Source organism: Micromonospora sp. WMMD1076 (assembly GCF_029581475.1).
GTDB classification, from domain to species: domain Bacteria; phylum Actinomycetota; class Actinomycetes; order Mycobacteriales; family Micromonosporaceae; genus Micromonospora; species Micromonospora aurantiaca.
This window is the reverse complement of the sequence record NZ_CP120862.1, coordinates 2,998,274-3,023,997: the sequence shown is the minus strand read 5'-3', so window position 1 is coordinate 3,023,997 and position 25,724 is coordinate 2,998,274. Positions and strand designations below refer to the sequence as shown.

The following is a 25,724-nucleotide window of genomic DNA, read 5'->3' as shown; positions in this document are numbered from 1 at the left end:
CCGAAACTGCAAGATCGCGCGACCGGAGCAGGCGGAGTCGGGCGGGAAGTGCAAGATCGCGGGATGAGGCGGCGAGCCGGCGCGCGTCACACGAGCACACTCGCCCGGTCGATCATGAGGCTAGCGGCGTCTGCGGTCCGATTTGTCGCCGCCAACTTCATGATCGTCGCGGTGGGGCGGTGCGGCGAGCGGGGTGGGTGGGGGGAGGCTGGTCAGCGCTTCGGCCATCTCCGATTGCACCCTCGGCAAGGGCCAGGTGGCCAGGTCGCGCAGGGTGTGGCGCCGGCGCAGGTGTCGTACCGCGGTCAGGCCGACCAGGTAGCCGCAGCGTTTGGGCAGGCCGCCGGCCAGCGGTGAGTCCCGCATCAGGAAGTACGGGGCGTGGTGGTCGGCGTCGGTGGCGTCGAGGTCCGCGCGTACCCGCCGCAGGATCTCCGGCCACCGGCGGCGGCACTCGTCGAGCCACTGCCGGTGACCGGGGCGGCCGAACCACAGGTACTCCTCGTCCGGGCGACCGGGGTCCAGCTCCGCCGTGACCTGGGTGGCGAGCCCTTCGGTGAACAACGCGTTCGCCACGCCGTACTCGGGCCAGTCGCGGATAGCGGCGCCGCGGTCGTGCACCACGTGCGCGGCCTCGTGCCGCACCAGCAGGTCGAGGTCCTCCGGCGGCCCGAGCTGTTCCACGGCGAGGAAGAGCGCGTACCTGCCGTTCAGCTCGCCGGCCCAGCCGTTGGCCTGGTTCAGCCCGACCAGCACCACGCACTCGACCGGCCCGCCGTCGCCGGACCAGCCCAGCGCGCCGGCCACCGCCGCGACGCCGCCGGGCAGCAGCGCGCGTACCGTCTCGGCTCGTGCCGCCAGGTCGGCGGCCCGGTCGCGGAGCCCGTCCAGGACGGATGCCACGCCGGCGGCGTCGGACCAGCCGCCGTCGCGGCGCAGCGCCCGGACCACGTCCGGATGCGCGGCCAGGTAGTGGGCGCTCCACGACTCCGGCGACGCGGACCGACGCCCCTCGGCGCGGGCGAGGAAGTCGGGCACCAGGTCGCGGACGCGCAGCAGGTCGGTGGGTGGCATCCGCACGATGCTGCCCGGCCGTGGCACGCCGGGCAACACCACGACGGTACGGGGGCAGATCACGCGGCCGGGCCGAGGGGTCATCCCTGTGCGCGGTGGACACCGCCTCCGGAGCGGGTCCGGGGCGCAGCGGCGGGCGGCGCGACTGTGCCGGACGTGCCACACCTGAAGGAAGTCTTCATCAAAAGGTCCGTCGATGCAAGGTATCGACATAGACGAACGTCACGCTATAGGGTGCGGCGAACCGGCGACGTGAGCACAGTCGCCCCCTGTAGTGGACGAGGAGTGCCTGTGACGATTCGGAGACCCTCGCGTCGGGTGAGCCACCTGCTCGGCGGCGCCTTGATAATCATGATCGGCCTGACCGGCCAGCCGGCCCAGGCCGCGCCTCAGCACGGCGCGCAGCCGCTCGCCGCGGCCTTCGACCGGGCCGCCGCCGGCTCCGACGTGCCGCGCGACCTGCTCGCCGCACTCGGGTACGCCGAGACCCGCCTGGACGGCCACGGCGGCGAGCCCAGCGTCTCCGGCGGATACGGCGTGATGCACCTGACCAGCAACCCGAAGGTGCGGACCCTCGACGAGGCCGCGCGCCGGACCCGGCTGGACCGCGCCGAACTGCGTACCCGGGACGCGGCGAACGTGGCCGGCGCGGCGGCGGTGCTGCGCTCCTACGCCGACGAGGCCGGGCTCACCGCGGCGCAGCGCGACGACGTCAACCAGTGGTACGGCCCGATCGCCCGCTACGGGGGCTCGACGGACGAGGCCACCGCCCGGCTGTACGCCGACTCGGTGTACGACCTGCTCGCCAGGGGCTTCATCGCGACCACGGCCGGCGGCGAGGTCAGCGTGGACGGCCGTCCGGTCGCACCCCAGCGGGGCCGGTACGCCGACGTGGCGCCGCTGGGCACCGGCGACTTCGGCACCCTGAGCACCGACTACGGCCCGGCGGCCTGGGTGCCGGCCAACTCGTCGAACTACACGGTCTCCAGCCGCGAGTCGGCGTACCCGATCAACTACATCGTCGTCCACACCATGCAGGGCAGCTACGCCGGCTCGATCAGCTGGTTCCAGAACGCCGCCGCCGGCACCAGCGCGCACTACCTGCTCCGCTCCTCCGACGGCGCGGTGACCCAGATGGTGCGGGACAAGGACATCGCCTGGCACGCCGGCAACTGGACCTACAACACCCAGTCGATCGGCATCGAGCACGAGGGGTACGTCGACAACGCCTCCTGGTACACCGACGCGATGTACCGGTCGTCGGCGGCGCTGACCCGGTTCCTGTGCGACAAGTACGGCATCCCGAAGACCCGCAACAACATCATCGGGCACAACCAGGTGCCGGGCGCCACGCACACCGACCCGGGTCCGAACTGGAACTGGACCTACTACATGCAGCTCGTCACCGGCGGCACCACGCCCCCGCCGACCGCCTGGTCGACCATCGTGGACAACACCACCGCCGGCCGGTTCACCGCGAGCGCCAACTGGGGCACCTCGACGTACTCGGCGCAGCGCTACGGCGCCGACTATCGGTACGCCAACCCCGTCGCGGCCAGCGACGCCGCGTGGTACAAGGTGAACATCCCGGCGACCGCCACCTACCGGGTGGAGGTCTGGTATCCGGCCGTCGCCGGCTACAACACCAGCACGCCGTACATCGTCGCGACCACCAGCGGCAACCAGACGGTCTCGGTGAACCAGACGACGAACGGTGGCGGGTGGCGTTCGCTGGGCACCTTCACCCTGGCCGCCGGGGACGCCAACAAGGTGGGTGTCAGCCGGTGGTCCGGCAGCACCGGGTACGTGATCGCCGACGCCATCCGCGTCACCCGCGTCTAGCGGTACGTCCCGGCGTCGCGCCGGGGCGCTCGGCCCGGTCAGCTCACGTTGGCCGGGCCGAGGACGCTCTTCAGGTCACCCATCAGCGCTGTGGTCGGCGCGACCCGGAACGGGCCGAGGCGCAGCGTGGTGACCTTGCCGCCGTTGAGCAGCTTGACGTGCACCTCGGTGTCGCCGGGGTGCAGCACGAGCGTCTCCTTGAGCCGTTCCACGAGTGGCGGCGTGCAGCGGTGCACCGGGATGGTCAGGGTGACCGGCTTGTTCGCCGGGTTGCTGGTGACGTCCGGCATGGACATGTCCATCGCCATGATGCGCGGGGTGTCGTCGCGCCGGTCGACCCGGCCCTTGACCACCACGATGGCGTCCTCGGCGATGTACTGCCCGATCACCTCGTACGTGTTCGGGAAGAACAGCGTCTCCACGCCGCCGGCCAGGTCTTCGAGCGTGGCCGACGCCCAGGCCCGGCCCTGCTTGGTGACGCGGCGCTGCACGCCGGAGAGGATGCCGGCCAGGGTGACCACCGCGCCGTCGGGCACTGTGCCCTCCTCGGACAGCGCGGCGATCGTGGTGTCCGCCGCCGCGCCGAGCACGTGTTCCAGGCCGAACAGCGGGTGGTCGGAGACGTACAGGCCGAGCATCTCGCGCTCGAACGCGAGCTTGTCGCGCTTGTCCCACTCCCCCTCGCCGATGACCGGCATGACCGTTGTGGTGCCACCGGTCTCCGCCTCGCCGAAGCCGGCGCCGAACAGGTCGTACTGGCCGACCGCCTCCTTGCGCTTGACGTCGGCGTACGCGTCGATGGCGTCGGCGTGCACGGCCAGCAGGCCCTTGCGCGGATGCTGGAGCGAGTCGAACGCCCCTGCCTTGATCAGCGATTCGACGGTCTTCTTGTTGCAGACCACGGCGTCGACCTTGGACAGGAAGTCGTAGAAGTCGGCGTAGTCGCTTTTCTCCTCACGGCACCGCATGATCGAGGCGACCACGTTCGCGCCGACGTTGCGTACCGCGCCGAGACCGAAGCGGATCTCCTTGCCGACCGGGGTGAACGGCCCGGCCGAGGTGTTGACGTCCGGCGGGAGCACCTGGATGCGCATCCGGCGGCACTCGGACAGGTACATGGCCATCTTGTCCTTGTCGTCACCGACTGACGTGAGCAGGGCGGCCATGTACTCGGCCGGGTAGTGCGCCTTGAGGTACGCGGTCCAGTAGGAGACCAGGCCGTACGCGGCGGAGTGGGCCTTGTTGAATGCGTAGCCGGCGAACGGGACCAGCACGTCCCACACGGCCTGGATGGCCTCGTCGGAGTAGCCGCGCTCGCGGCAGCCGTCCCGGAACGGGATGAACTCCTTGTCGAGGATCTCCTTCTTCTTCTTGCCCATCGCCCGGCGCAGCAGGTCGGCCTGGCCGAGCGTGTAGCCGGCGAGGATCTGCGCGGCGCGCTGCACCTGCTCCTGGTAGACGATCAGGCCGTAGGTGGGCGCGAGGATCTCGCGCAGCGGCTCCTCCAGCTCCGGGTGGATCGGGGTGATCTCCTGGAGCCCGTTCTTGCGCAGCGCGTAGTTGGTGTGCGAGTCCACGCCCATCGGACCGGGCCGGTAGAGCGCCAGGACGGCGGAGATGTCCTCGAAGTTGTCCGGCTTCATCAGCCGCAGCAGCGAGCGCATCGGCCCGCCGTCGAGCTGGAACACGCCGAGCGTGTCGCCGCGGGCCAGCAGCTCGTACGCCGCCTTGTCGTCGAGCGGCAGGCCGAGCAGGTCCAGCTCCCGGCCGTGGTTGAGCTGGATGTTCTTCACCGCGTCGTCGATGATCGTCAGGTTGCGCAGGCCGAGGAAGTCCATCTTCAGCAGCCCGAGCGACTCGCAGGTCGGGTAGTCGAACTGCGTGATGATGACGCCGTCGGAGTCGCGCCGCATCAGCGGGATGTGCTCGATGATCGGCTCGGCGGACATGATGACGCCGGCGGCGTGCACACCGGTCTGCCGGATCAGGCCCTCGATGCCCTTGGCGGTCTCGATGACCTTCTTGACGTCCGGGTCGGACTCGTAGAGGCCGCGGATCTCGCCCGCCTCGGCGTAGCGGGGGTGCTTCGGGTCGAAGATGCCGGACAGCGGGATGTCCTTGCCCATCACCGCCGGGGGCATGGCCTTGGTGATCCGGTCGCCGACCGCGTACGGGTAGCCGAGCACACGGGCCGAGTCCTTGATCGCGGCCTTCGCCTTGATCGTGCCGAACGTGGCGATCTGCGCGACCTTGTCCTCACCCCACTTGTCGGTCACGTACTTGATGACCTCGCCGCGCCGGCGCTCGTCGAAGTCGATGTCGACATCGGGCATGGAGACGCGCTCGGGGTTGAGGAACCGCTCGAAGATCAGGCCGTGCGGGATCGGGTCGAGGTCGGTGATGCCCAGCGCGTACGCCACGAGCGAGCCGGCCGCCGAGCCACGCCCCGGGCCGACCGCGATGCCCTGGCTCTTGGCCCACTGGATGAAGTCGGCGACCACGAGGAAGTACGACGGGAAGCCCATCTGGATGATGACGCCCAGCTCGTACTCGGCCTGGACGACGTGGCCCTCGGGGATGCCGTTCGGGAAGCGGCGCGCCAGCCCGGCGAACGTCTCCTTGCGGAACCAGGACTCCTCGGTCTCGCCCTCGGGGATCGGGAACCGCGGCATCAGGTTGTGGAACGTGAACATGCCGGCCGGGTCGACCTTCTCGGCCACCAGCAGCGTGTTGCGGCAGCCCTGCTGCCACAACTCGGAGGAGTCGACGGCGCGCATCTGGTCGGCGGACTTGACGAAGTACCCGCCGCCCTCGAACCGGAACCGGTTCGGGTCGGCCACGTTGCTGCCGGTCTGTACGCAGAGCAGCACGTCGTGCGCCTCGGCCTGCGCCTCGTGGGTGTAGTGCGAGTCGTTCGTGACCACCGGCGGGATGTCGAGCTTGCGGGCGATCTCGGTGAGCCCGTCGCGGACCCGGCGCTCGATGTCGAGGCCGTGGTCCATGATCTCCAGGAAGTAGTTGTCCTTGCCGAAGATGTCCTGGTACGCGGCCGCGACCTTGAGCGCCTCGTCGAACTGGCCCAGCCGCAGCCGGGTCTGCACCGCGCCGGACGGGCAGCCGGTGGTGGCCATGATGCCCTCGGCGTGCTCGGCGATCAGCTCCATGTCCATCCGGGGCCACTTGACGTAGTGGCCCTCCATGGAGGCGCGGGAGTTGAGCTTGAACAGGTTGTGCAGGCCGTCGCGGTTGGCCGCCCACATGGTCATGTGGGTGATCGCGCCGTTGCCGGACACGTCGTCGCTCTTCTGCTCGGGGCGCCCCCACTTGACCCGGGCCTTGTGGAAGCGCGACTCCGGCGCGACGTACGCCTCGACGCCGAGGATGGGCTTGACCCCGGCGTCCATGGCCTGCTTGTAGAAGTCGTTCGCGCCGTGCATGTTGCCGTGGTCGGTGATCGCCACCGCCGGCATGCCGAGCCGCGCCGCCTCGGCGAAGAGGTCCTTGAGCCGGGCCGCCCCGTCGAGCATCGAGTACTCGGTGTGTACGTGCAGATGCGCGAACGAATCGCCCATGCGTGGCGCCCCCCGGGTTGTGGATCAAGCTGCGTCGGAGTCGACCGACCCACCCTACCGAGGTGATCGTGCGGGCTCCACCGTCCGCGCCGAGGGTGGCCCGGGTCTCTCCGACCGACCGGTGTACGGCACGCGATGTTTCCCCCTGTTGCAATAGTGTGTGGCACACAGTATCGTGTTGCACATGGTCAGCGAAGAGGTCCTCCGGACCCACCTCCAGGAGCTACGACGCGGCACCGTCGTGGTGGCCAGCCTGGTCGCCCTGCGCCGCCCCGACTACGGATACGCCCTGCTGCAACGGCTGGCCGCGCACGGCTTCGCGGTCGACGCCAACACGCTCTACCCGCTGCTGCGCCGGCTGGAGGACCAGGGCCTGCTGACCAGCGAGTGGAACACCGAGGAGAGCCGGCCGCGCAAGTTCTACCGGACCAGCGACGATGGCGAAGCCGTCCTGAACCGCCTGCTCGACGACATGACCGCGGTGCGGTCGTCCGTCACCGAACTGATTGAAGGAGCGGAACGATGAGTTCCCTGACCGACCGTTACGTCGCCGCCACCATGCGCGCCGTGCCCGCGCAGCGCCGCCTGGAACTCGCCGAGGAGCTGCGCGGCTCCATCGCCGACATGATCGACGACCGGACCTCGGGCGGGCAGGACCACGCCTCCGCCGAGCGCGAGGTGCTCACCGAGCTGGGCCACCCCGAGAAGCTCGCGGCCCGCTACAGCGACCGCACCCTGCAACTGATCGGCCCGCGGTACTACCTGACGTGGTGGCGGCTGCTGCGGCTGCTGCTCACGTACATCCCGGCGATCGTCGGCGTGTTCACCGGCCTCAGCAAGGCGCTCATCGACGGCGAGCCGGGCGCGGCGATCGGCGCGGGGATCGTGGCCGCGATGCAGACCGCCGTGCAGATCGCGTTCTGGGTCACGCTGGTGTTCGCCGTGCTGGAGCGCTCGCAGACGCCGCTCGGCCTGCCCGAGTGGACAGTCGACCAGCTCCCCGAGGAGACCCGGGAGCGGCAGGTCAGCCACTCCGACAGCATCGCCTCGGTGGTGTTCCTGCTCGCCACCGTCGGCCTCCTGATCGGCCAGCACTTCCAGCGCTGGACCACTGACGACGGCACCCGGCTGCCGGCGCTCGACCCGGCGCTCTGGAGCTTCTGGCTGCCGGCCCTGATCGTGGTGCTGCTGGCCACCATCGGCCTGGAGATCGCCAAGTACCGGTCCGGGCGGTGGACCTGGCCACTGGTGGCGGTCAACTCGGTGCTCAACGTGGCCTTCGCCGCCCCGGTGCTCTGGCTGCTGGCCACCGACCGGCTGTTCAACCCGGAGCTGGTCGAGCGGTTCGCCTGGCTGCGCGACGGCGGAATCGACCAGGTCGCCCGGGTGACCGCCGCGGTGGTCGTGCTCGTCGCGGTCTGGGACGTGATCGACAGCGCGGTCAAGGCCCGCCGCGCCGCCTGAGCCCCGCCAGGCCCGGCACGCCCCGTCGAGGGCGTGCCGGGCCTTTCGGGTACGCGGACAGTCAGGCCGCCGCCCGCCACTCCCGGGCCAGCAGCGCGTAGACCACCTCGTCGGTCCACTCCCCCTTGACGAACTCGTTCTCCCGCAGGTGCGCCTCCCGGCGCATGCCCAGCCGCTCCAGCACCCGGGCCGACGCGGCGTTGCGCGCGTCCAGCCGGCCCACGATCCGGTGCAGCCCCAGCCCGTCGAAACCGATCCGCAGCAGCTCCCGGCCCGCCTCGGTGACGTACCCTCGGCCGGTGTGCGCCGGGTGCGCCACGTACCCGATCTCGCCCTGCCGGTGCTCCCCGCTGGTCCAGCTCAGCAGCACGTCGCCGAGGAACTCCCCGGTGTCCGCCAGCGTCACCGCCAGGTTGAGCACGTCGCCGGGAGCGCGCAGCGCGGTCCGCCGGACCAGCCGGTCGATCGCGGCCCGGGCGGCGGCGTCGTCGTACGGCTGGTGGTAGAGGTAGCGGGTCACCTCCGGGCGGCCCCGGTAGTCCCGGACCACGGCGAGGTCGTCGGTGGTGAAGGCGCGCAGCAGCAGGCGCTCGGTGCGTATCGGCAGATCGGGCACGAACACCCCGGCAGGCTATGCCGCCACTGTCGTCCGGCCCACCCGTTTACGCCCCGGGCACCGCACCGGCGGCAGCGGTGGCATGGTCGTACGGTGAGCACCGCACCCACCACCGCCTGGCGCCGGTCGGCTCCCACGGCCGCGCAGTTGCGCGCCGACCTCTGGGTCGGACTCGCGGTCACCGTGCTGGCCCTGTTCGAGCTGACGCTGGCGCGCAGCACCGGCGCCTTCCTGCTCGGGCCGCCGCCGAGCGTCGCCGAGCAGGTCTGGTGGACCGTGGCGGTGACCGCACCGCTGGCCGTACGCCGGCGGTGGCCCGCCACCGTCGCCGTGATCGTCTCGATCGCCTTCGTCGCGGGGCAGGCACGGGCGGTCCCGCTCGCCCAGCTCCCGTCGGGCGCGCTGTTCGCCGCCCTCTTCACGCTCGGCGCGTGGGGCGCCGACCGGCGGCCGGCCGGTCGGCTGCGGGCCGGCATCATCGTGGCGATGTTCGGCTGGCTCGCGCTGTCCCTCGCGCTGCGGGCCGACCAGATCACCGCCGCCTCCTTCGCCGACGCCGCCGGCCCGGTGCCGCCGGTGCTCGCCGCCGTGGTGAACGGCGTGCTCTACAACGTGCTGTTCTTCGGGTTCGCCTACTACTCCGGGCAGACCGCCTGGGTGGCCGCGCGCCGCCGGCACGAACTGCACGAGCAGGCCGAGCGGCTACGCCGGTCACAGGTCGAGGCGCGCGAGCGCGCGGTGATGGGCGAGCGGGTCCGCATCGCCCGCGAACTGCACGACGTGGTCGCCCACCACGTGTCGGTGATGGGTGTGCAGGCCGCCGCGTGCCGGCGCGTGTTCGACCGGGACCGGGACAAGGCGCGGACCGCCCTGGCCGCGATCGAGGAGACGGCCCGCACCTCGGTCGACGAGCTGCGCCGGATGCTCGGCGTGCTGCGCGACCCGGACGCCGCGGCCGGCGCGACCACGCCGGAGGACACCGCCGGCATCGACCAGGTCGCCGCGCTCGTCGACCGGGCCCGGGACACCGGGCTGCGGGCCGACCTCGGTGTGTACGGGGAACCGGTGCCGTTGCCCCGCTCGGTGTCGCAGGCGGCGTACCGGATCGTGCAGGAGGCGGTGACGAACGTGGTCAAGCACGCCCGCGCCACCACGCTGGACGTGCGCATCCGCTATCTGGCGAGGGAACTGGAGATCGACGTGAGCGACGACGGACACGGCGGCGTACCCGCGGCCGGGGCCGGGCTCGGCCTGATCGGCATGCGGGAGCGGGTCGCCGCGCACGGCGGTGAGGTGGAGGCCGGGCCGCGCCCCGGCGGCGGGTTCCGGGTCCGGGCGCGCATGCCGCTGCCGGTCGAGGCCACCGGGCGGGCGGCGTGAGCGCCCCGGTGCGGGTGCTGCTCGTCGACGACCAGCACCTGGTCCGGACCGGTTTCCGGGTCATCCTGGAGGTCGAGGACGACATCGAGGTGGTCGGCGAGGCCGCCGACGGGCAGCGGGCCGTGTCGATGACGTCCGCGCTGCGGCCCGACGTGGTGCTGATGGACGTGGAGATGCCGGTGCTCGACGGGCTGGAGGCCACCCGCCGGATCACCGCCGACGCGACGCCGGGCGGCCCGGCGGTGCTCATCCTCACCACGTTCGACAGGGACGACTACCTGTTCGCCGCGCTGCGCGCCGGGGCGAGCGGCTTCCTGCTCAAGAACGGCACCCCGGAGGACCTGATCGAGGCGGTGCGGGTGGTGGCGCGCGGCGAGGGGCTGATCGCACCGGCGCTCACCCGGCGGGTGATCTCCACCTTCGCCCGGCCCGGCGCGGTGCCGCCGGACCCGCGGCACGACGCGGCCACCGCGGACCTGACCCCGCGCGAGCGGGAGGTGCTGGAACTGGTGGCGCGCGGCGCCAGCAACGCCGAGATCGCGGACGTCCTGCACGTCGGCGAGGCGACCGTGAAGACGCACGTCAGCCGCGTACTGGCCAAACTCGGGCTGCGCGACAGGGTGCAGGCGGTGGTGTTCGCGTACGAGCACGGGGTGGTGCGGCCCGGCGGCTGACGCCCGTCCGCCGCGCGACGGACCCCGTGATCGCCCCGTGGTGGGACGACGGGAACGAGGGCCCGCCGTAGCGTCGGGATCATGACCAGCGTGCTCCGCCTCGACGGCGTCGACCGCAGCTTCGGCGGCCGTCAGGTGCTCAAGGACGTCTCCTTCGACGTGACCGCCGGGCGCATGACCGGATTCGTCGGCGGCAACGGCGCCGGCAAGACCACCACCATGCGGATCATCCTCGGCGTGCTCGCCCCCGACGCCGGGCAGGTGACGTGGCGGGGGCGGCCGCTCACCCGCGAGGCCCGGGCCCGGTTCGGCTACATGCCCGAGGAACGCGGCCTCTACCCGAAGATGACCCCCCGCGAGCAGGTGGTCCACCTCGGCCGCCTGTACGGGCTGGACGCCGCCGGGGCGCGCCGGCGTACCGACGCGCTGCTGGAGCGGGTCGGTCTCGGCGAGCGGGCCGACGACCTGCTGGAGACGCTGTCGCTGGGCAACCAGCAGCGCGCGCAGATCGCCGCCGCGCTGGTGCACGATCCGGAGGTGCTGATCCTGGACGAGCCGTTCTCCGGGCTCGACCCGCTCGCCGTCGACATGGTGGTCGCAGTGCTGCGGGAACGCGCCGCCGCCGGAGCGCCGGTGCTGTTCTCCAGCCACCAGCTCGACGTGGTGGAACGGCTCTGCGACGACCTGGTGCTCATCGCGGGCGGGACGATCCGGGCCGCCGGCGCCCGCGAGGAGCTGCGCGCCGCGTACACGCTGCCCCGGTTCTCGCTCGTGGTGGACGGCGACGCCGGCTGGCTGCGCGACCAGCCCGGCGTGCGGCTGGTCGACCTCGACGGCGCCCACGCCGTGTTCGAGGTGGACCCGCCCGCCGACGACCAGGCGGTGCTGCGAGCGGCGCTGGCCCGCGGCCCGGTGCGCGCGTTCGGCCCGGTCACCCCGTCCCTCGCCGAGATCTTCCGAGAGGTCAACCAGTGAACACGTTCCAGGCCACCCGGCTGGTCGCGGCCCGCGAGATCAAGGTCAAGGTCCGCGACAAGACGTTCCTCTACAGTACGCTGATCTTCCTGCTGCTCGCCGTCGTCGCCACAGTGGTGCCGGCCATGATGAGCAGCGGTCCGTCCACTGTGGCGGTGACCGCCGCCGGCGCCGGACCGCTGCGCGCGGCCGGGCTGGACGTCCTCGTGGTCGCCGACGACGGCACCGCCGAGCAGGCGGTACGCGACGGTGACGCGGACGCCGCGGTGGTGGCAGGTCCGCTCGTGGTCGCCGACGAGCGGGCCCCGGACGACGTGGTCTCCGCGCTCAGCGCGGCCCCGCAGGTGAAGCTGCTGGACCCGGACGCGGTGGATCCGCTCGTCGCGTACCTGGTGCCGTTCGCCTTCGCGTTCGTCTTCTTCTTCATGTCCCAGACGTTCGGGTTGCAGATCGCGCAGAGCGTCACCGAGGAGAAGCAGACCCGGATCGTGGAGATCCTGGTCGCAGCCGTGCCGGCCCGGGCGCTGCTGGCCGGCAAGATCCTCGCCGCGGGCGCGCTGGCGCTGGGACAGATCACCCTGATCGCGGCGGTCGCGCTGATCGGCATGCGCCTGACCGGCGGCGGCGACCTGCTGGGCCTGATCGCGCCCGCGATCGGCTGGTTCGTGCCGTTCTTCCTGTGCGGCTTCCTGCTGCTGGCGGCCATGTGGGCGGCCGCCGGTGCGCTGGTGAACCGGCAGGAGGACGTCGCCGGGGCGTCCACGCCTGTGCAACTCGCGGTGATGGCGCCGTTCTTCGCCGTGGTGTTCCTCAACGACAACGCCGCCGCGATGCGGATCCTGTCGTACCTGCCGATCTCCGCGCCGACCGCGATGCCGGTACGGCTGTTCACCGGCGACGCGGCGCCCTGGGAGCCGATCGTGTCGCTGGCGCTGCTGCTGCTCGCGGCGGCCGGGTTCCTGCTCGCCGGGGCGCGGATCTACGAGGGCTCGCTGCTACGCACCAACGGGCGGACCTCGGTGCGGGCGGCGTGGCGGCAGCGGGAGCCGATCGGCTGAGCGCGTGAGACGCCGAGCGCCGGCCACCCCGGGATCCGGGGGCCGGCGCTCGGCCCGTCGGGCGGGGTCAGCCGACCGCGGCCATGACCTCGTCGGAGACGTCGAAGTTGGCGTAGACGTTCTGCACGTCGTCGCAGTCCTCCAGCACGTCGATCAGCTTGAAGATCTTGCGCGCGCCCTCCTCGTCCAGCGGCACGTTCACGCTGGGGATGAGGGAGGACTCGGCCGACTCGTACTCGATGCCGGCGTCCTGCAGCGCGGTGCGGACCGCGATCAGGTCACCCGGCTCGGAGACCACCTCGTACGCCTCGCCGAGGTCGTTGACCTCCTCCGCGCCCGCGTCGAGCACGGCGAGCACCACGTCGTCCTCGGTCGTACCGGTCTTGGGGACGATCACCACGCCCTTGCGGGAGAACATGTACGACACCGAGCCCGCGTCGGCCAGCGAGCCGCCGTTGCGGGTCAGCGCGGTACGCACCTCGGTGGCGGCACGGTTGCGGTTGTCGGTGAGGCACTCGATCAGCATCGCCACGCCGTTCGGGCCGTAGCCCTCGTACATGATCGTCTGCCAGTCGGCGCCGCCGGCCTCCAGGCCGGAGCCGCGCTTGACCGCGCGGTCGATGTTGTCGTTCGGGACCGAGTTCTTCTTCGCCTTCTGGATGGCGTCGTAGAGCGTCGGGTTGCCGGCCGGGTCGCCGCCGCCGGTACGGGCCGCCACCTCGACGTTCTTGATCAGCTTGGCGAACATCTTGCCGCGCTTGGCGTCGATCACGGCCTTCTTGTGCTTGGTGGTCGCCCACTTTGAGTGGCCGGACATCTGTTACCTCCGTCTGTTGACCCACGCCTGCGTCGACTGCTCACGCCGGCACCCCACCCCCGGGGACGGGTGCCGCGAGCCGTGGGCGCTGCCCGACGGCTCCCCGTGGAGGGGCTGCGGCGGGTGATGGCCCTGCCGAACCGCCAGTAATCCTACCGAGGGGGCACCCGGGCCTGTCACACCCGGCGGCCCGGCCGCCCGTCACCGGACCGCTGCCCGCCCGGCCGGCTGACGGGGATCCGACAATTTCTCGCGGTGCCCTGGCGCGGGAATTGCGAGCCCCGCCCAATACCTTTCGGCTCGCGCGTTCCGGTCCCACCTGCGCTTTCCGGGACGGCGGACGGCGCGCGATCAACCGAACAGTCACCCGGTCCCGCCGACGAGGCATCCGCTCCTGCCGTGTCCGCCCCTGCGGCACCGAATGACATCCCGCTAGCCTCCAGTTCCCCGTAGGTCGTGAACGGAGGACGCGTGCTCGAGACATTCGACGAATTCTCCGCCGGAATCGACATGCTGGGGCCGCACGGGGTGGACGCCCTGAACGGTTTCTCGCTCATCGTCGAACTGCCCGCCGCACGCGACCTGCAGGGGCTGGACACGTTGCGGCACGATCTCGGGGCGCGTCTGTACCGGGCGGTGGCGGAGGTGCTGGAGGCCAGCGAGCTGCACGAGGTGGACACCCTGCGGCTGGACTGGAGCGACGGGGACGTCGGTGTGGTCTACAAGGACCCCTCATTCGGTTTCCGCATCGACATCCGGCGAGACCTGCGTATCACGCTCAGCCGTTCGGGGTCGTCGCTGCGGCTGTTCCACAACTGGTACCGCCTGCTGATGCCGTACATCAGGGGGCTCATCTCGCGAATCGCGATCGACCTGTCCGAGGTGCTGCGCTCGGACTTCGATCTGCAACCCCTGCGCGCCGCCTATCGCTTCTCGCTGATCGTCTACGACTTCATTCCGGCGCACCGGCAGAAGCCGGTCAGCAGTCACGAGCTGATCGGACCGTTGCTGTCCCGCCGGCCGGGCGAGGACGGCCGGTTCCGCCCGGTGCCCACCGGACGGGACGCGGCCAGTTCGCTGCGTACCGGCCGGCTCGACCTCAAGATCTCCAATTTCCGGGAGGCCGCCCCCGGGGTCCATCTCCGGGAGGTCTACGACATCCAGGCGCCGGCCAATCAGGGGTACCGGGGGATCTGGCTGGACTTCCACTCGATCGCCGAGACGATCGGCTCGGACGACGCCGAGCTGGGCGCCCGCGTCGCGCCCCGGCCGGATTTCCTGCTGGAGAACTACGAGGTCCCGTATCGCGACTTCTTCCGCGACCGGGTGGTGAGCGGGTTCATGGCCGACTTCTTCCGGGAGTGGAACTTCTCCTGCGCCGTCGGAACGATGCCGTGAGTCAGGAGACGCTCAACGCGCTCCAGGTCGCCGGGCTGGCGGTCACCCTGACCCTCAGCGTCATCGCCCTCGTGCTGTCCTGGCAGAACAACCGCGCCACGGCCCGGGAGGCGCGGATCGCCGGCGAGCAACTGGAGGCGTCGGTCGTGCCGGTCGCCATGATCCAGGACTCCCGGCTCACCTGGCGTGGACAGGAACTGGTGGTGCTCTCGGTCCGGCTGCGCAACGTGGGCGCCGGTCCCATGCTCGGACTGCGTATCGAGGGGATCACGCTGGACCGGGCCGCGCTCGCCTTCGTGCCGCTGGGCGAGCCGAAGGCGGACGCGGTGCAGCCGATGACCGAAGTCGAGCAGCGGCTGCGCTTCACCGAACCGCCGCGCATCCCCGACGTGGGCTCGCTGGTGCTGCGCATCCGCTACTACGACGTGCTCGGCCACGACCACGACAAGCCGCTCAACCTGCGCGTCTCCGCCGGATCGGGCAGCGGCACGATGACCGGTTTCCTGCCGGCCCGGATCACCCGCCGCAGGGCCTGAGGGGAGTTGCCGTGTCCAAGCTGATCATCGGGCGGTTCCTCGCCCGCCACCTCGACCCGGAGCCGAAGTCCCGGAGCCAGTTCGCGCTGCGCCGCCCCAGCGTCACCGACGCCCGGATCCGGCTCGGGCTGCGCGAGGAGCACATCATCTCGGACGACGCGCTGGGCCCGGTGGTCGCCTCGGACGACGACAGCCATCTCATGACCATCGCGCCCACCGGCGCCGGCAAGGGCCGCGACGTGATCATCCCGAACCTGCTCAGCTACGAGGGTTCGGTGGTGGTGCTCGACCCGAAGGGCGAGAACTACGACGTCACGCACGCCCACCGGCGCGACGCGCTGGGCCATGAGATCGTGCTGCTCGATCCGTTCGGCGCCAGCAGCGGCAGCCGGTCCGAGCGCGGCGCCCTCAACCCCTTCGACGTGTTCGCCGAACTCCGCCGGGGCAACGAGGACGCCGAGGAGCCGGAGGACTTCGGGCGGCTCCTGTCCGACCTGCTGATGGGGGGCGAGAAGTCGACAGTCGAACCGTTCTGGGACGAGATGGCCCAGTTGCTGATCGCCGGGCTGACCACTCACCTGATCACCGCGGAGGCCGAGGCCGGACCGGAGGGCGCGTCGTCGCTCACCCTGCAGAAGCTGCGCAGCCGGCTGTTCCAGAGCGACCTGGTGATGTACATGGCCCAGGCGCTGGACGACGACCGGGACGGCCGGATGCCGGCCGGCACCAGCCAGGAGTTCCAGATGCTGCTCGGCGTCGACCAGCAGAAGACGTTCCCCAGCATCGTGGTCACTGCGGCCCAGCAGCTCGCGCCGTTCAGCTCCCAGCGGACCGTCGACGCCACCGACCGGACCAGCTTCCCGCTCGCTCACCTGGTCGACCCGGAACGCCGGATCTCGATCTACGTGGTCGTTCCGCCGCACAAGCTCCGCACCCACCAGCGGCTGCTGCGGGCCTGGGTCGGCTGCCTGCTCTACTACGTGATGAACAGCCGGACCATCAACCAGTCGCGCCTGTTGTTCCTCATCGACGAGGCGGCGCAGCTGGGCCGGTTCTCCCTGCTCCAGGACGCGATCACGCTGCTGCGCGGCTACGGGCTGCGCACCTGGACCTTCTGGCAGGACCTGGCCCAGCTCACGAGCATCTACGAGGGCGTCGGCGAGACGATGATCAACAACTCCGGCGTGCTCCAGGTGTTCAGCCCGGCCAACTTCGGCGCCGCCCACGAGCTGTCCCGACGTCTCGGCGTCAACGTGGGTGAGCTGTTGCAGTTGTCCCCCGGCGAGCAGGTGGTCGCCTTCAAGAGCGAGCAGCCGACACGGATGCAGCGGTTCAACCATCTCACCGACCCGGTGCTGAGGGGGTGGGCCGCGCCCAACCCCCGGCACCGCTGACCGGTGGCCGGTACGGGCCGCCGTCCGCTCAGGAGACGGCCCGGACCAGCTCCACGAAGGACCGGTGCAGCCGCAGGTCGCCGGTCAGCTCGGGGTGGAACGAGGTGGCCAGCAGGTTGCCCTGCCGTACCGCGACGATCCGGCCCGCGGCCGGACCCTCGGTCACCCGGCCGAGCACCTCGACGTCCGGGCCGACCCGCTCCACCCAGGGCGCCCTGATGAACACCGCGTGGAACGGGCCGCCGTCGACGCCGGTGAGCGCCACCGGCGCCTCGAACGAGTCGACCTGGCGGCCGAACGCGTTGCGCCGCACCGTCATGTCGACGCCGGCGAAGCCGCACTGGTCGGGGCGGCCGTCCAGCACCTCGGCGGCCAGCATGATCATGCCGGCGCAGGAGCCGTAGACCGGCATCCCGGCGGTGATCCGCTTGTCGATCGGCTCGCGCATCTCGAAGATGTCCACCAGCTTGCTGATCGTTGTCGACTCGCCGCCGGGCACCACCAGCCCGTCGACCGCGTCCAGCTCACCCGGGCGCCGCACCGGCCGGGCGTCCGCGCCCGCCCCGGCCAGCGCGGCGACGTGCTCGCGTACGTCGCCCTGAAGGGCGAGCACGCCGATCACCGGTACGGCCACGATGTTCCTTCCGGGGTGTTAAAAGGGGGCCCCGCCTCTACCAGAGGCGTTAACAGGGGGCCCCTCCTTACATCTACCAGCCGCGCTCGGCCAGGCGGTGCGGCTGGGGGATCTCGTCGACGTTGATGCCGACCATCGCCTCGCCCAGCCCGCGGGAGACCTTGGCGAGCACGTCCGGGTCGTCGTGGAACGTGGTCGCCTTGACGATCGCTGCGGCCCGCTGGGCCGGGTTGCCGGACTTGAAGATGCCCGAGCCGACGAAGACGCCCTCGGCGCCGAGCTGCATCATCATGGCCGCGTCCGCAGGGGTCGCGATGCCGCCCGCGGTGAACAGCACGACCGGCAGCTTGCCCTGCTCGGCCACCTCCTTGACCAGCTCGTACGGGGCCTGGAGCTCCTTGGCCGCGACGTACAGCTCGTCCTCGGGCAGCGACTGGAGCCGGCGGATCTCCTGCCGGATCCGGCGCATGTGGGTGGTGGCGTTGGAGACGTCACCGGTGCCCGCCTCGCCCTTCGAGCGGATCATCGCGGCGCCCTCGGTGATCCGGCGCAGCGCCTCGCCCAGGTTCGTCGCCCCGCACACGAACGGGACGGTGAACGCCCACTTGTCGATGTGGTTGGCGTAGTCGGCCGGGGTCAGCACCTCGGACTCGTCGACGTAGTCGACACCGAGGGCCTGGAGGACCTGCGCCTCGACGAAGTGGCCGATGCGGGCCTTGGCCATCACCGGGATCGAGACGGCCTGGATGATGCCGTCGATCATGTCCGGGTCGCTCATCCGGGACACGCCGCCCTGCGCGCGGATGTCGGCCGGCACGCGTTCCAGGGCCATCACGGCGACCGCGCCGGCGTCCTCGGCGATCTTCGCCTGCTCGGGGGTGACCACATCCATGATCACACCGCCCTTGAGCATCTCGGCCATGCCGCGCTTGACGCGGGCGGTGCCGACGGCGGTGGCGGTGGTCGGGGCTGCGGATTCAGACACGGGACATCGCTCCTCGGCGTGCTCGGGAGGTGACTGCGCAGGAATGCTACGACCGTCGCGCCGCCGTTCCGAGCGCCAATCGAACCCCCGGTGGCCTGCCGTGTGGCCCCCGTCACGGCCGGTGCGTCAGCCGGTGGTCACGTCCGCGTGCGGGGCCAGCGTGGGGTCGTCGATGTCGAAGTAGCGCGGCCACTCCCGCCCCCGTCCCATCCGGAACAGCCGCACCACCGGACGCCCCCGCGCCGAGCGGGCGTCCCGGACCAGGTCGGTGTGCACCTGCCGGGCCAGCGCCAGCCGCCTGCTGGCCGCGATCACCGCCGCGCAGGCCGGGTCGTCCGGGTCCAGCCGCACCGCGCGCAACTGCCGGGTCAGGTCGTTCTCGGCCGCCTCGCGCTCCTCCGGAGCGGCGTCCAGCGCGATCCGCGCGGCGGCGTACAGCTCCACGCCGTACCGCTGCTCGGCCAGGACCGCGGCGGCGGCCGCGCGGCGCAGCAGGTGCGCGTCCAGCGCGCGGGCCGCCGAGTCCGCGCGGACCTGGAGCCGCTGCACCCGGCCGGAGGTCCAGATCAGGTACGCCGAGAGCAGCCCGAGCACCGCGACCGCGCCCACCACCCACCACATGCCCGGCATCGTAGTGCTGCTCCTCATCCCGGCCGGCCGGCGAGGTGCACCGGTCGACGCGCTCGTCACAGCGGCCGCAGCGGCCACAGCGGTCAGCCCAGACCCGCCCACTCCTGGTCCATGACCCGGCCGTCGGTGGCCTCGATCGCGGCTGCGTATACCTCCAGAACGCGGCGGGCAACCACGGGCCAGTCGAAATTCGCCACCACCTGGTCGCCGCAGGCGGTCAGCCCGGCCCGGCGGCCGTCGTCGTCGAGCAGCTCGGAGAGCGCGGCGCCCAGCGCGGCCGCGTCGCCGGTCGGGAACAGCCGGCCGGCCCGCCCCCCGTCGAGCACCCGGCGGAACGCGTCCAGGTCGCTGGCGACCACAGTGGCGCCGGCGGCGAGCGCCTCGGTGAGGATCATCCCGAAGGACTCCCCTCCGGTGTTCGGTGCGACGTAGAGGTGCACGCTGCGCAGCATGCGTGCCTTGTCCGCCTCGGAGACCAGGCCGAGGAACGTGACCCGGTCGCGCAGCGCGGCCGGAAACCGCCCGTACAACTCGTCGGCGTCACCCGGACCGGCGACCAGCAGGCGCAGGCCGGGGCGGTACGGAGCCAGCGCGACGAACGCGTCCCGCAGGATCGGGAAGCCCTTGCGCGGCTCGGTGAAGCGGCCCAGGAAACCCAGCGTGCCGCCGGTGCCCGGGGCGCACTCCCCCGGCCAGCCCGGCAGCGGCGGCACCCCGGCGAACTTCGCCACCGCCACCCCGTTCGGGATCTCCACCGCGCCGCCGTCCATGTGCTCGACCTGCACCTTGCGGGCCAGCGCGCTGACCGCGATCCGGGCGGTGATCCGCTCCAGCACGATCTGGAGCACGCCCTGCGCGGCCGACATCACCCGGGAGCGGGTCATCGCGGTGTGGAAGGTGGCCACCACCGGGCCGCGGGCGCAGAGCACCGCCAGCATCGACAGGCTCGGCGTGAGCGGCTCGTGCACGTGCAGCACGTCGAAGTCGCCCCGGGTGATCCAGCGGCGCACCCGGGCGGTGGAGACCGGGCCGAAGGCGATCCGGGCCACCGACCCGTTGTACGGCAGCGGCACCGCCCGCCCGGCCGACACCACGTACGGCGGCAGCGCCGAGTCCTCGTCGGCGGGCGCCAGCACGCTCACCTCGTGGCCGAGCCCGAGCAGCGCCTCGGCCAGGTCCATGACGTGGTTCTGCACCCCGCCCGGCACGTCGAACGAGTACGGGCACACGATGCCGATACGCACTGCGTCCCCCTAGACCGTCCCGGTGGTGGCCGGTGGCTGCGCCGACGTGGGCGTACCGTCCCGGCCCTGGTCCAGCCACATCCGCTGCAACATGTGCCAGTCTTGCGGATGCCGGGCGATGCCCGCCGCCAGACCGTCGGCAATCCGCTGCGTCACGGTGCGGACCCGCTCGTCGAGTGGCGCGCTGTCCGGGTCCGGCAGCGGCAGCGGGCCCTCGATCGAGGCGCACGCCGCGTCCGGTTCGTACCACATCGAGGCCACGTAGAGCGGGGCACCGGTGCGGATGGCCAGCAGCGCGGGACCGGCCGGCATCCGGGTGCGGCCGCCGAAGAAGTCCACCTCCACGCCCCGGGCGGACAGGTCCCGGTCGGCGAGCAGCGGCACCACGTAACCGGTGCGCAGCCGGTCCACCAGCACGTCGAACGCGGGCCGCGGGCCGCCGGTGTTGGGCAGGATCTCCATGCCCAGCCCTTCCCGGAACCCGACGAACCGCTCGTAGACGCCGTCCGGGAGCCGCTCGGCCACCGTGGTCATCGGCCAGCCGGTGGCCGCCACCCAGGCGCCCGCGGCATCCCAGTTGCCGGCGTGCGGCAGCGCCACCACGGCGCCCCGGCCGGCGGCCACGTCGGCGGCGAGCAGCTCCTGCCCGTCGAGGCGGAACCCGGCGAGGATCTCGGTGCGGCTCAGGCCGGGCAGCCGGAACGCCTCCATCCAGTACCGGGCGTACGAGCGCAGCCCGTCGCGCACCAGCGCGTCCAGTTCCGCGTCGGGCATCTCCGGGCCGACCACCCGGCGCAGGTTCGCGCGCAGTCGACGCGTACCCCCGCCGTCCCTGCGGTGGGCGCGGTCGGCGCCCACCCGGAAGGCCGCCGCCGCGACGGGCCGGGGCAGCGCCCGGACCAGGCGCCAGCCCGCGACGAAGCCCGCCTCGGTGAGGTTCACTCCGCGCCGACCCGCTGGGCCTGCCGGTACACGTGGGCCATCCGCTGCCCCACCGTGAAGATCGAGACGGCGGCGAGCAGCCAGAGCGCGATCTCCAGCGCCGGACGGACGCCGACGCCGGTGAGCAGACCGCCGACGCCGACGATGAGCAGCCGCTCGGTGCGCTCGGCGATGCCCACGTTGCAGGTCATCCCGAGGCCCTCGGCGCGGGCCTTGACGTAGGAGACAAGCCCGCCCGCGGCCAGGCAGATCAGCGCCGCCGCCACGCCCGAGTAGTCGTGCTCGGTGGCCAGCCAGTACGCCACCGCGCCGAACACCGCGCTGTCGGCGACCCGGTCCATGCTCGAGTCGAGGAACGCCCCGAACCGGGTGGACCCGCCGCTCATCCGCGCCATCGTGCCGTCGAGCAGGTCGGTGAGGGCGAAGACCGTGACGATCAGCGCACCGGCGACCAGATGGCCGCGCGCGCCGAAGCCGAGCGCGCCCACGAGCACGCCGACGGTGCCGGTCACGGTGACCGCGTTGGGGGACACGCCCGCACGCAGCAGCGCGCGGGCGACCGGCTCCACGACGCGGGTCATGCCCGCGCGGGCCGTCACTTGGAAGATCTTCGCCATGGCGGTCCCACGATAACGGCCCGCAACCGCCGGGGACACAGCCGGGCGTACGACCCGCCCGACGGCCCTTGTGCGGGCACCCCTGCGGGTGTGAGATCGAGCCAGGAGGTGAGCCAGTTCACCGGATCACCGGTCCGCGTTCCCGTCCAGCAGGAGATCACCGGAAGATATCGCCGCGGCGCCCGTCCCGGGTCCGCTCCCCCGTCGCCCGCGGCGGTCGCCACCACCACCGGTTGAGGGAGGTGCGCCGCGATGGCGCAGAAGAACGAGAAGGGTGTCACCGGCGGCGCGCCGGTGGTGACCGAGCCCGGCAGGGTTCGCAACGTGGTGCTCGTCGGGCACTCCGGCGCCGGCAAGACGACACTCGTCGAGGCGCTGCTGGCCGCCAGCGGCACGATCGGCCGGGCCGGCGCCGTCACCGAGGGCACCACCGTCTGCGACCACGACCCCGCCGCCGTACGCCAGCAGCGCTCGGTGAGTCTGTCGTGCGCCCCGCTGACGCACCGCGACGTCAAGGTCAACCTGCTGGACACCCCGGGGTACGGCGACTTCGTCGGCGAGCTGCGCGCCGGGCTGCGCGCCGCCGACGCGGCCCTGTTCGTGGTCTCCGCCGTCGACGGCATGGACGCCGCCACCGCCGCCCTCTGGGAGGAGTGCGCCGCCGTCGACATGCCCCGGGCGGTGGCCGTCTCCCGGCTGGACCACCCGCGCGCCGACTTCGACGAGGCCGTGGCGCTGTGCCAGCGGGTCTTCGGCGACAACGTGCTCCCGCTCTACCTGCCCATGCTCGGCGACGACGGCGAGTCGGTGGCCGGGCTGATGGGGCTGATCACCCGCCGGGTGTTCGACTACTCAGGCGGGCTGCCCGCTGCGGTACGCGAGCCGGACCCGCAGCACCTGCCGGCCATCCAGGAGTCCCGCGACGAGCTGATCGAGGGGATCATCGCGGAGAGCGAGGACGAGACCCTGATGGACCGCTACCTCGGCGGTGAGGAGATCGACTCCGAGGTGCTGATCACCGACCTGGAGACGGCTGTCGCTCGCGGCCACTTCTACCCGGTGGTGCCGGTGTGCGCGGAGACCGGCGTCGGCCTGGACGCGCTGCTCGACGGCCTGGTCGCCGCGTTCCCGTCCCCGCTGGAGCACGACCTGCCCGCCGTCACCGGCGTGGACGGCTCGCCCCGCCCGCCGCTGACCTGCGACCCGGACGGCCCGCTCGTCGCCGAGGTGGTCAAGACGACCGTCGACCGGCACGTCGGACGGGTCTCGCTGGTACGCGTCTTCTCCGGCACGCTGCGCCCCGACCAGGTGATCCACGTGTCAGGCCACGGCATGGCCGAGCGCGGCCACCCGGACCACGACGCCGACGAGCGGGTCGGCCACGTCTACAGCCCGCTGGGTGCGACGCTGCGCGAGGTGTCCGCCTGCGTCGCCGGTGACCTGTGCGCGATCACCAAGTCGGGCAGCGCGGAGACCGGCGACACCGTCTCGGCCAAGGACGACCCGCTGCTGATCGCGCCCTGGGAGATGCCGGAGCCGCTGCTGCCGGTGGCGATCGTGGCGCGCAGCCGGGCCGACGAGGACGCGCTGGCCCGCAACCTGTCCCGGCTGGTCGCCGGCGACCCGACGCTGCGGCTGGAACGCAACGCGGAGACCCACCAGCTGGTGCTCTGGTGCATGGGCGAGGCGCACGCCGACGTGGTGCTCGACCGGCTGCGCGGCGGCGGCGTCGAGCTGGACACCGAGCCGGTCCGGGTGCCGCTGCGCGAGACGTTCACCGCCGCCGCGCGCGGGCACGGCCGGCACGTCAAGCAGTCCGGCGGTCACGGCCAGTACGCGGTCTGCGACATCGAGGTGGAGCCGCTGCCCCGGGGCGCCGGCTTCGAGTTCGTCGACCGGGTGGTCGGCGGCGCGGTCCCGCACAACTACATCCCCTCGGTGGAGAAGGGGGTACGGGCGCAGATGGAACGCGGCCTGGTAGCCGGCTACCCGGTGGTGGACCTGCGGGTGACGCTGGTCGACGGCAAGGCGCACAGCGTCGACTCCTCGGACGCGGCGTTCCAGACCGCAGGCGCGCTGGCGCTGCGCGACGCCGTCGAGAAGGGCCAGCCGGCGCTGCTGGAGCCGGTCGACGAGATCACCGTACGGGTGCCCGACTCGTCGGTCGGCGCGGTGATGGGCGACCTGTCCGGGCGACGCGGCCGGGTGCTCGGCACCGAGCCGGACCCTGATGCCGAGGGGCGGACGCTGGTCCGCGCCGAGGTGCCCGCGACGGAATTGCTGCGGTACGCGGTAGAGCTGCGCTCGATGACGGCCGGCACCGGCACGTTCCGCCGCGAGTTCGCCCGCCACGACCCGATGCCCGTCCACCTCGCCGACCAGGCCCGCAAGGAGTCCACCCCCCACTGACCCCCGCCCCCGCGATCTTGCACTTGTAGCCTCCCTAAAGGGGACATTGCCGACAAGATGCGGGCCGCAAGTGCAAGATCGCCGTCGACGAGGTCGGGGCTGGGCTGGGCTGGCGCGGGGACTGTGTAGATCTTGGTAGGAAGTGGCCCCTAGAGGGGCCACTTCCTACCAAGATCTGTGGCGTCTCAGGAGTCGGGAGGCGAATCTCGGCGGGCGGGCGAGAGGGGACGGCTCGGCGGGAGGGGACGGCTCGGCGGGGCGGGTGGGTGGCGCGGGGGGCTCGGTCAGGGGCGGACGGCGGGGACCGGGGGCATCGGCCAGTGGGGGCGGTCGGCGTCCCGGAGCGCGGCCGAGCGTACCGCCGCCAGCCGCCGCTCCACCTCGGCGAAGTGGTCCGGGGCGAGCGGGCCCCGGGCCAGCGCGGCCGCGTTCTCCTCGACCTGTGCGACGGTACGGGCACCGGGGATCGGCACGGCCCGGTCGCTGCGTGCCCAGATCCACCCGATCGCCCCCTGGGCCAGGGTGCGGCCGTCGGCGGTCAGCGCGTCGCGGACGGCGGCGACCCGGCGCAGCCACTCCGGCGCGGGCCGGCCGCTGCGGAACCACTCCAGCCAGGTCGGCCCGAGTCCGCGTACGTCGTCGCGGGGCAGCGTGGACTCCGGCGTGTACTTGCCGGTGAGCAGACCCATCCCGAGCGGCCCCCGGGCCAGGCCCGCCAGGTCGTGCTTGTCGCAGGCGTCCAGCATGGCCGGGGCGTCCCGGAGCACCGACAGCGCGTGCTGCACGGCGGCGGCGCCGCGGGCGACCTGCGCGAAGGCGGCGGCCCGGTCGGCCCGGTCGGTGCTCCACCCGTACGCCCGGATCAGGCCGGCGTCGACCAGGTCGTCGAGCGTGCCGATGAGCGCCTCGGCCCGGGGCAGCGGCAGGTCGCCCAGATGCAGTTGGTAGAGGTCGATGCGGTCGGTGCCCAGCCGCCGCAGCGAATCGGTGACCGCCCGGCGCAGGTAGTGCGGCGAGGCGTTCTCACCGGTGGCCTGCCGGGTCCGCTCGTCGAACGTGTAACCGAACTTCGTGGCGATCACCGCCTCGTCACGCCGGCCGGCGAGCGCCCGGCCGAGCACCCGCTCGCCGTGCCCGGCACCGTACGTGTCGGCGGTGTCGAACAGTGTGACGCCGAGGTCGAGCGCGCGGCGGACGGCGCGTACCGACTCGTCGTCGTCGACCCGGCCCCAGCCCAGCGGCCGGGCACCCTCGGCCCACGGGCCGCCGATCGCCCAGCACCCCATGCCGAGGGCGCTCACCTCGATGCCGCTGCGCCCCAACTGTCGCGTGTCGACTGCCACCGCCGCATCCTGTCACCTTCCCGGCGCCTGCGGGCCGATTCGTCAGCCAGGAGTCCCGTCATGATCACACCACGTGACGGCGACCGGGGTCATTCGTGGATGGAGCGGAGAGGTTCCCGG

General features: G+C 72.3%; 22 protein-coding genes. 11 read left to right on the top strand and 11 right to left on the bottom strand.

Translation table 11 applies throughout. The features are described 5' to 3' along the window. Positions 1–120: 120 nt before the first annotated feature. Positions 121–1,074, bottom strand: coding sequence for a hypothetical protein (locus O7622_RS14595; protein ID WP_282313855.1), 954 nt, complete (start codon positions 1,072–1,074; stop codon positions 121–123). A 318-nt stretch (positions 1,075–1,392) separates the two neighbouring features. On the opposite strand from O7622_RS14595, the gene O7622_RS14590 reads away from it, so the two are divergent. Further along, positions 1,393–2,916, top strand: a complete 1,524-nt coding sequence (locus tag O7622_RS14590; RefSeq protein ID WP_282313854.1) for an N-acetylmuramoyl-L-alanine amidase — start codon at positions 1,393–1,395, stop codon at positions 2,914–2,916. A 38-nt stretch (positions 2,917–2,954) separates the two neighbouring features. Here O7622_RS14590 and dnaE read toward each other — a convergent pair whose 3' ends face one another. Beyond that, positions 2,955–6,488 (bottom strand): DNA polymerase III subunit alpha, encoded by a 3,534-nt coding sequence (dnaE, locus tag O7622_RS14585; protein WP_282313853.1) that lies wholly within the window; start codon positions 6,486–6,488, stop codon positions 2,955–2,957. A gap of 184 nt (positions 6,489–6,672) precedes the next feature. On the opposite strand from dnaE, the gene O7622_RS14580 reads away from it, so the two are divergent. Further along, complete coding sequence (locus O7622_RS14580; protein ID WP_128136539.1) at positions 6,673–7,014, top strand: PadR family transcriptional regulator; 342 nt, start codon at positions 6,673–6,675, stop codon at positions 7,012–7,014. After that, positions 7,011–7,952: a permease prefix domain 1-containing protein gene (locus O7622_RS14575; RefSeq protein WP_282313852.1), complete on the top strand. Its 942-nt coding sequence runs from the start codon at positions 7,011–7,013 to the stop codon at positions 7,950–7,952. Before O7622_RS14580 ends, O7622_RS14575 begins: the two co-directional genes overlap by 4 nt. 61 nt (positions 7,953–8,013) lie before the next feature. Here the strand turns inward: O7622_RS14575 and O7622_RS14570 are convergent, their stop codons facing one another. After that, entirely contained in the window at positions 8,014–8,574 is a 561-nt protein-coding gene (locus O7622_RS14570; RefSeq protein ID WP_282313851.1) for a GNAT family protein, read from the bottom strand. Between the two features lie 87 nt (positions 8,575–8,661). Here O7622_RS14570 and O7622_RS14565 point away from each other — a divergent pair, with 87 nt between their 5' ends. The 4 genes from O7622_RS14565 to O7622_RS14550 all read left to right on the top strand — a co-directional run bounded on the left by O7622_RS14565 (position 8,662) and on the right by O7622_RS14550 (position 12,655). Further along, a complete protein-coding gene (locus tag O7622_RS14565) occupies positions 8,662–9,948 on the top strand; it encodes a sensor histidine kinase (RefSeq protein WP_282313850.1) in 1,287 nt (428 codons plus the stop codon). After that, positions 9,945–10,622 carry a response regulator transcription factor gene (locus O7622_RS14560; RefSeq protein ID WP_282313849.1) on the top strand — a complete coding sequence of 226 codons (678 nt, stop codon included), beginning with the start codon at positions 9,945–9,947 and terminating at the stop codon, positions 10,620–10,622. Before O7622_RS14565 ends, O7622_RS14560 begins: the two co-directional genes overlap by 4 nt. A gap of 81 nt (positions 10,623–10,703) precedes the next feature. Continuing rightward, a complete protein-coding gene (locus O7622_RS14555) occupies positions 10,704–11,597 on the top strand; it encodes an ATP-binding cassette domain-containing protein (RefSeq protein ID WP_282313848.1) in 894 nt (297 codons plus the stop codon). Beyond that, complete coding sequence (locus O7622_RS14550; RefSeq protein WP_282313847.1) at positions 11,594–12,655, top strand: ABC transporter permease; 1,062 nt, start codon at positions 11,594–11,596, stop codon at positions 12,653–12,655. Before O7622_RS14555 ends, O7622_RS14550 begins: the two co-directional genes overlap by 4 nt. A 67-nt stretch (positions 12,656–12,722) precedes the next feature. Here O7622_RS14550 and O7622_RS14545 read toward each other — a convergent pair whose 3' ends face one another. Then, positions 12,723–13,472 carry a YebC/PmpR family DNA-binding transcriptional regulator gene (locus tag O7622_RS14545; protein ID WP_282313846.1) on the bottom strand — a complete coding sequence of 250 codons (750 nt, stop codon included), beginning with the start codon at positions 13,470–13,472 and terminating at the stop codon, positions 12,723–12,725. Between the two features lie 471 nt (positions 13,473–13,943). Between O7622_RS14545 and O7622_RS14540 the strand changes: the two genes are divergently transcribed. The 3 genes from O7622_RS14540 to O7622_RS14530 are packed head-to-tail and all read left to right on the top strand — an operon-like array spanning position 13,944 to position 16,800. Then, entirely contained in the window at positions 13,944–14,870 is a 927-nt protein-coding gene (locus O7622_RS14540; RefSeq protein WP_282313845.1) for a hypothetical protein, read from the top strand. Further along, on the top strand, positions 14,867–15,406 hold the full coding sequence (locus O7622_RS14535; RefSeq protein WP_282313844.1) for a hypothetical protein: 540 nt from the start codon (positions 14,867–14,869) through the stop codon (positions 15,404–15,406). The genes O7622_RS14540 and O7622_RS14535 overlap by 4 nt, the downstream gene beginning before the upstream one ends. 11 nt (positions 15,407–15,417) lie before the next feature. Then, a complete protein-coding gene (locus tag O7622_RS14530; RefSeq protein ID WP_282313843.1) occupies positions 15,418–16,800 on the top strand; it encodes a type IV secretory system conjugative DNA transfer family protein in 1,383 nt (460 codons plus the stop codon). 28 nt (positions 16,801–16,828) lie between these two features. Here the strand turns inward: O7622_RS14530 and pdxT are convergent, their stop codons facing one another. The 6 genes from pdxT to pgsA all read right to left on the bottom strand — a co-directional run bounded on the left by pdxT (position 16,829) and on the right by pgsA (position 21,852). Further along, positions 16,829–17,434, bottom strand: a complete 606-nt coding sequence (gene pdxT, locus O7622_RS14525) for a pyridoxal 5'-phosphate synthase glutaminase subunit PdxT (RefSeq protein ID WP_282313842.1) — start codon at positions 17,432–17,434, stop codon at positions 16,829–16,831. 73 nt (positions 17,435–17,507) lie between these two features. Next, the gene (gene pdxS / locus O7622_RS14520; RefSeq protein WP_282313840.1) at positions 17,508–18,419 is read right to left on the bottom strand and encodes a pyridoxal 5'-phosphate synthase lyase subunit PdxS; all 912 of its coding nucleotides are present in this window, start codon (positions 18,417–18,419) and stop codon (positions 17,508–17,510) included. A gap of 126 nt (positions 18,420–18,545) precedes the next feature. Next, complete coding sequence (locus O7622_RS14515) at positions 18,546–19,049, bottom strand: hypothetical protein (RefSeq protein WP_282313839.1); 504 nt, start codon at positions 19,047–19,049, stop codon at positions 18,546–18,548. An 83-nt stretch (positions 19,050–19,132) separates the two neighbouring features. Beyond that, positions 19,133–20,293 (bottom strand): glycosyltransferase family 4 protein, encoded by a 1,161-nt coding sequence (locus O7622_RS14510; RefSeq protein WP_282313838.1) that lies wholly within the window; start codon positions 20,291–20,293, stop codon positions 19,133–19,135. A 9-nt stretch (positions 20,294–20,302) separates the two neighbouring features. Then, entirely contained in the window at positions 20,303–21,235 is a 933-nt protein-coding gene (locus tag O7622_RS14505; protein WP_282313837.1) for a phosphatidylinositol mannoside acyltransferase, read from the bottom strand. Next, positions 21,232–21,852: a phosphatidylinositol phosphate synthase gene (gene pgsA / locus O7622_RS14500; RefSeq protein ID WP_013285430.1), complete on the bottom strand. Its 621-nt coding sequence runs from the start codon at positions 21,850–21,852 to the stop codon at positions 21,232–21,234. The genes O7622_RS14505 and pgsA overlap by 4 nt, the downstream gene beginning before the upstream one ends. 252 nt (positions 21,853–22,104) lie before the next feature. On the opposite strand from pgsA, the gene O7622_RS14495 reads away from it, so the two are divergent. Continuing rightward, positions 22,105–24,261 carry an elongation factor G-like protein EF-G2 gene (locus tag O7622_RS14495; RefSeq protein WP_282313836.1) on the top strand — a complete coding sequence of 719 codons (2,157 nt, stop codon included), beginning with the start codon at positions 22,105–22,107 and terminating at the stop codon, positions 24,259–24,261. Between the two features lie 284 nt (positions 24,262–24,545). On the opposite strand, the gene O7622_RS14490 is transcribed toward O7622_RS14495, so the two are convergent. After that, a complete protein-coding gene (locus tag O7622_RS14490) occupies positions 24,546–25,604 on the bottom strand; it encodes an aldo/keto reductase (protein ID WP_282313835.1) in 1,059 nt (352 codons plus the stop codon). Positions 25,605–25,724 lie beyond the last annotated feature (120 nt).

Excerpts from the sequence above, each read along its gene's own strand:
- O7622_RS14595 (WP_282313855.1), bottom strand. The coding sequence starts at position 1,074 with ATGCCACCCACCGACCTGCTGCGCGTCCGCGACCTGGTGCCCGACTTC.
- pgsA (WP_013285430.1), bottom strand. The coding sequence starts at position 21,852 with ATGGCGAAGATCTTCCAAGTGACGGCCCGCGCGGGCATGACCCGCGTC.
- O7622_RS14575 (WP_282313852.1), top strand. The coding sequence starts at position 7,011 with ATGAGTTCCCTGACCGACCGTTACGTCGCCGCCACCATGCGCGCCGTG.
- O7622_RS14555 (WP_282313848.1), top strand. The coding sequence starts at position 10,704 with ATGACCAGCGTGCTCCGCCTCGACGGCGTCGACCGCAGCTTCGGCGGC.
- O7622_RS14515 (WP_282313839.1), bottom strand. The coding sequence starts at position 19,049 with ATGCCGGGCATGTGGTGGGTGGTGGGCGCGGTCGCGGTGCTCGGGCTG.
- dnaE (WP_282313853.1), bottom strand. The coding sequence starts at position 6,488 with ATGGGCGATTCGTTCGCGCATCTGCACGTACACACCGAGTACTCGATG.
- O7622_RS14495 (WP_282313836.1), top strand. The coding sequence starts at position 22,105 with ATGGCGCAGAAGAACGAGAAGGGTGTCACCGGCGGCGCGCCGGTGGTG.
- O7622_RS14580 (WP_128136539.1), top strand. The coding sequence starts at position 6,673 with ATGGTCAGCGAAGAGGTCCTCCGGACCCACCTCCAGGAGCTACGACGC.
- O7622_RS14545 (WP_282313846.1), bottom strand. The coding sequence starts at position 13,472 with ATGTCCGGCCACTCAAAGTGGGCGACCACCAAGCACAAGAAGGCCGTG.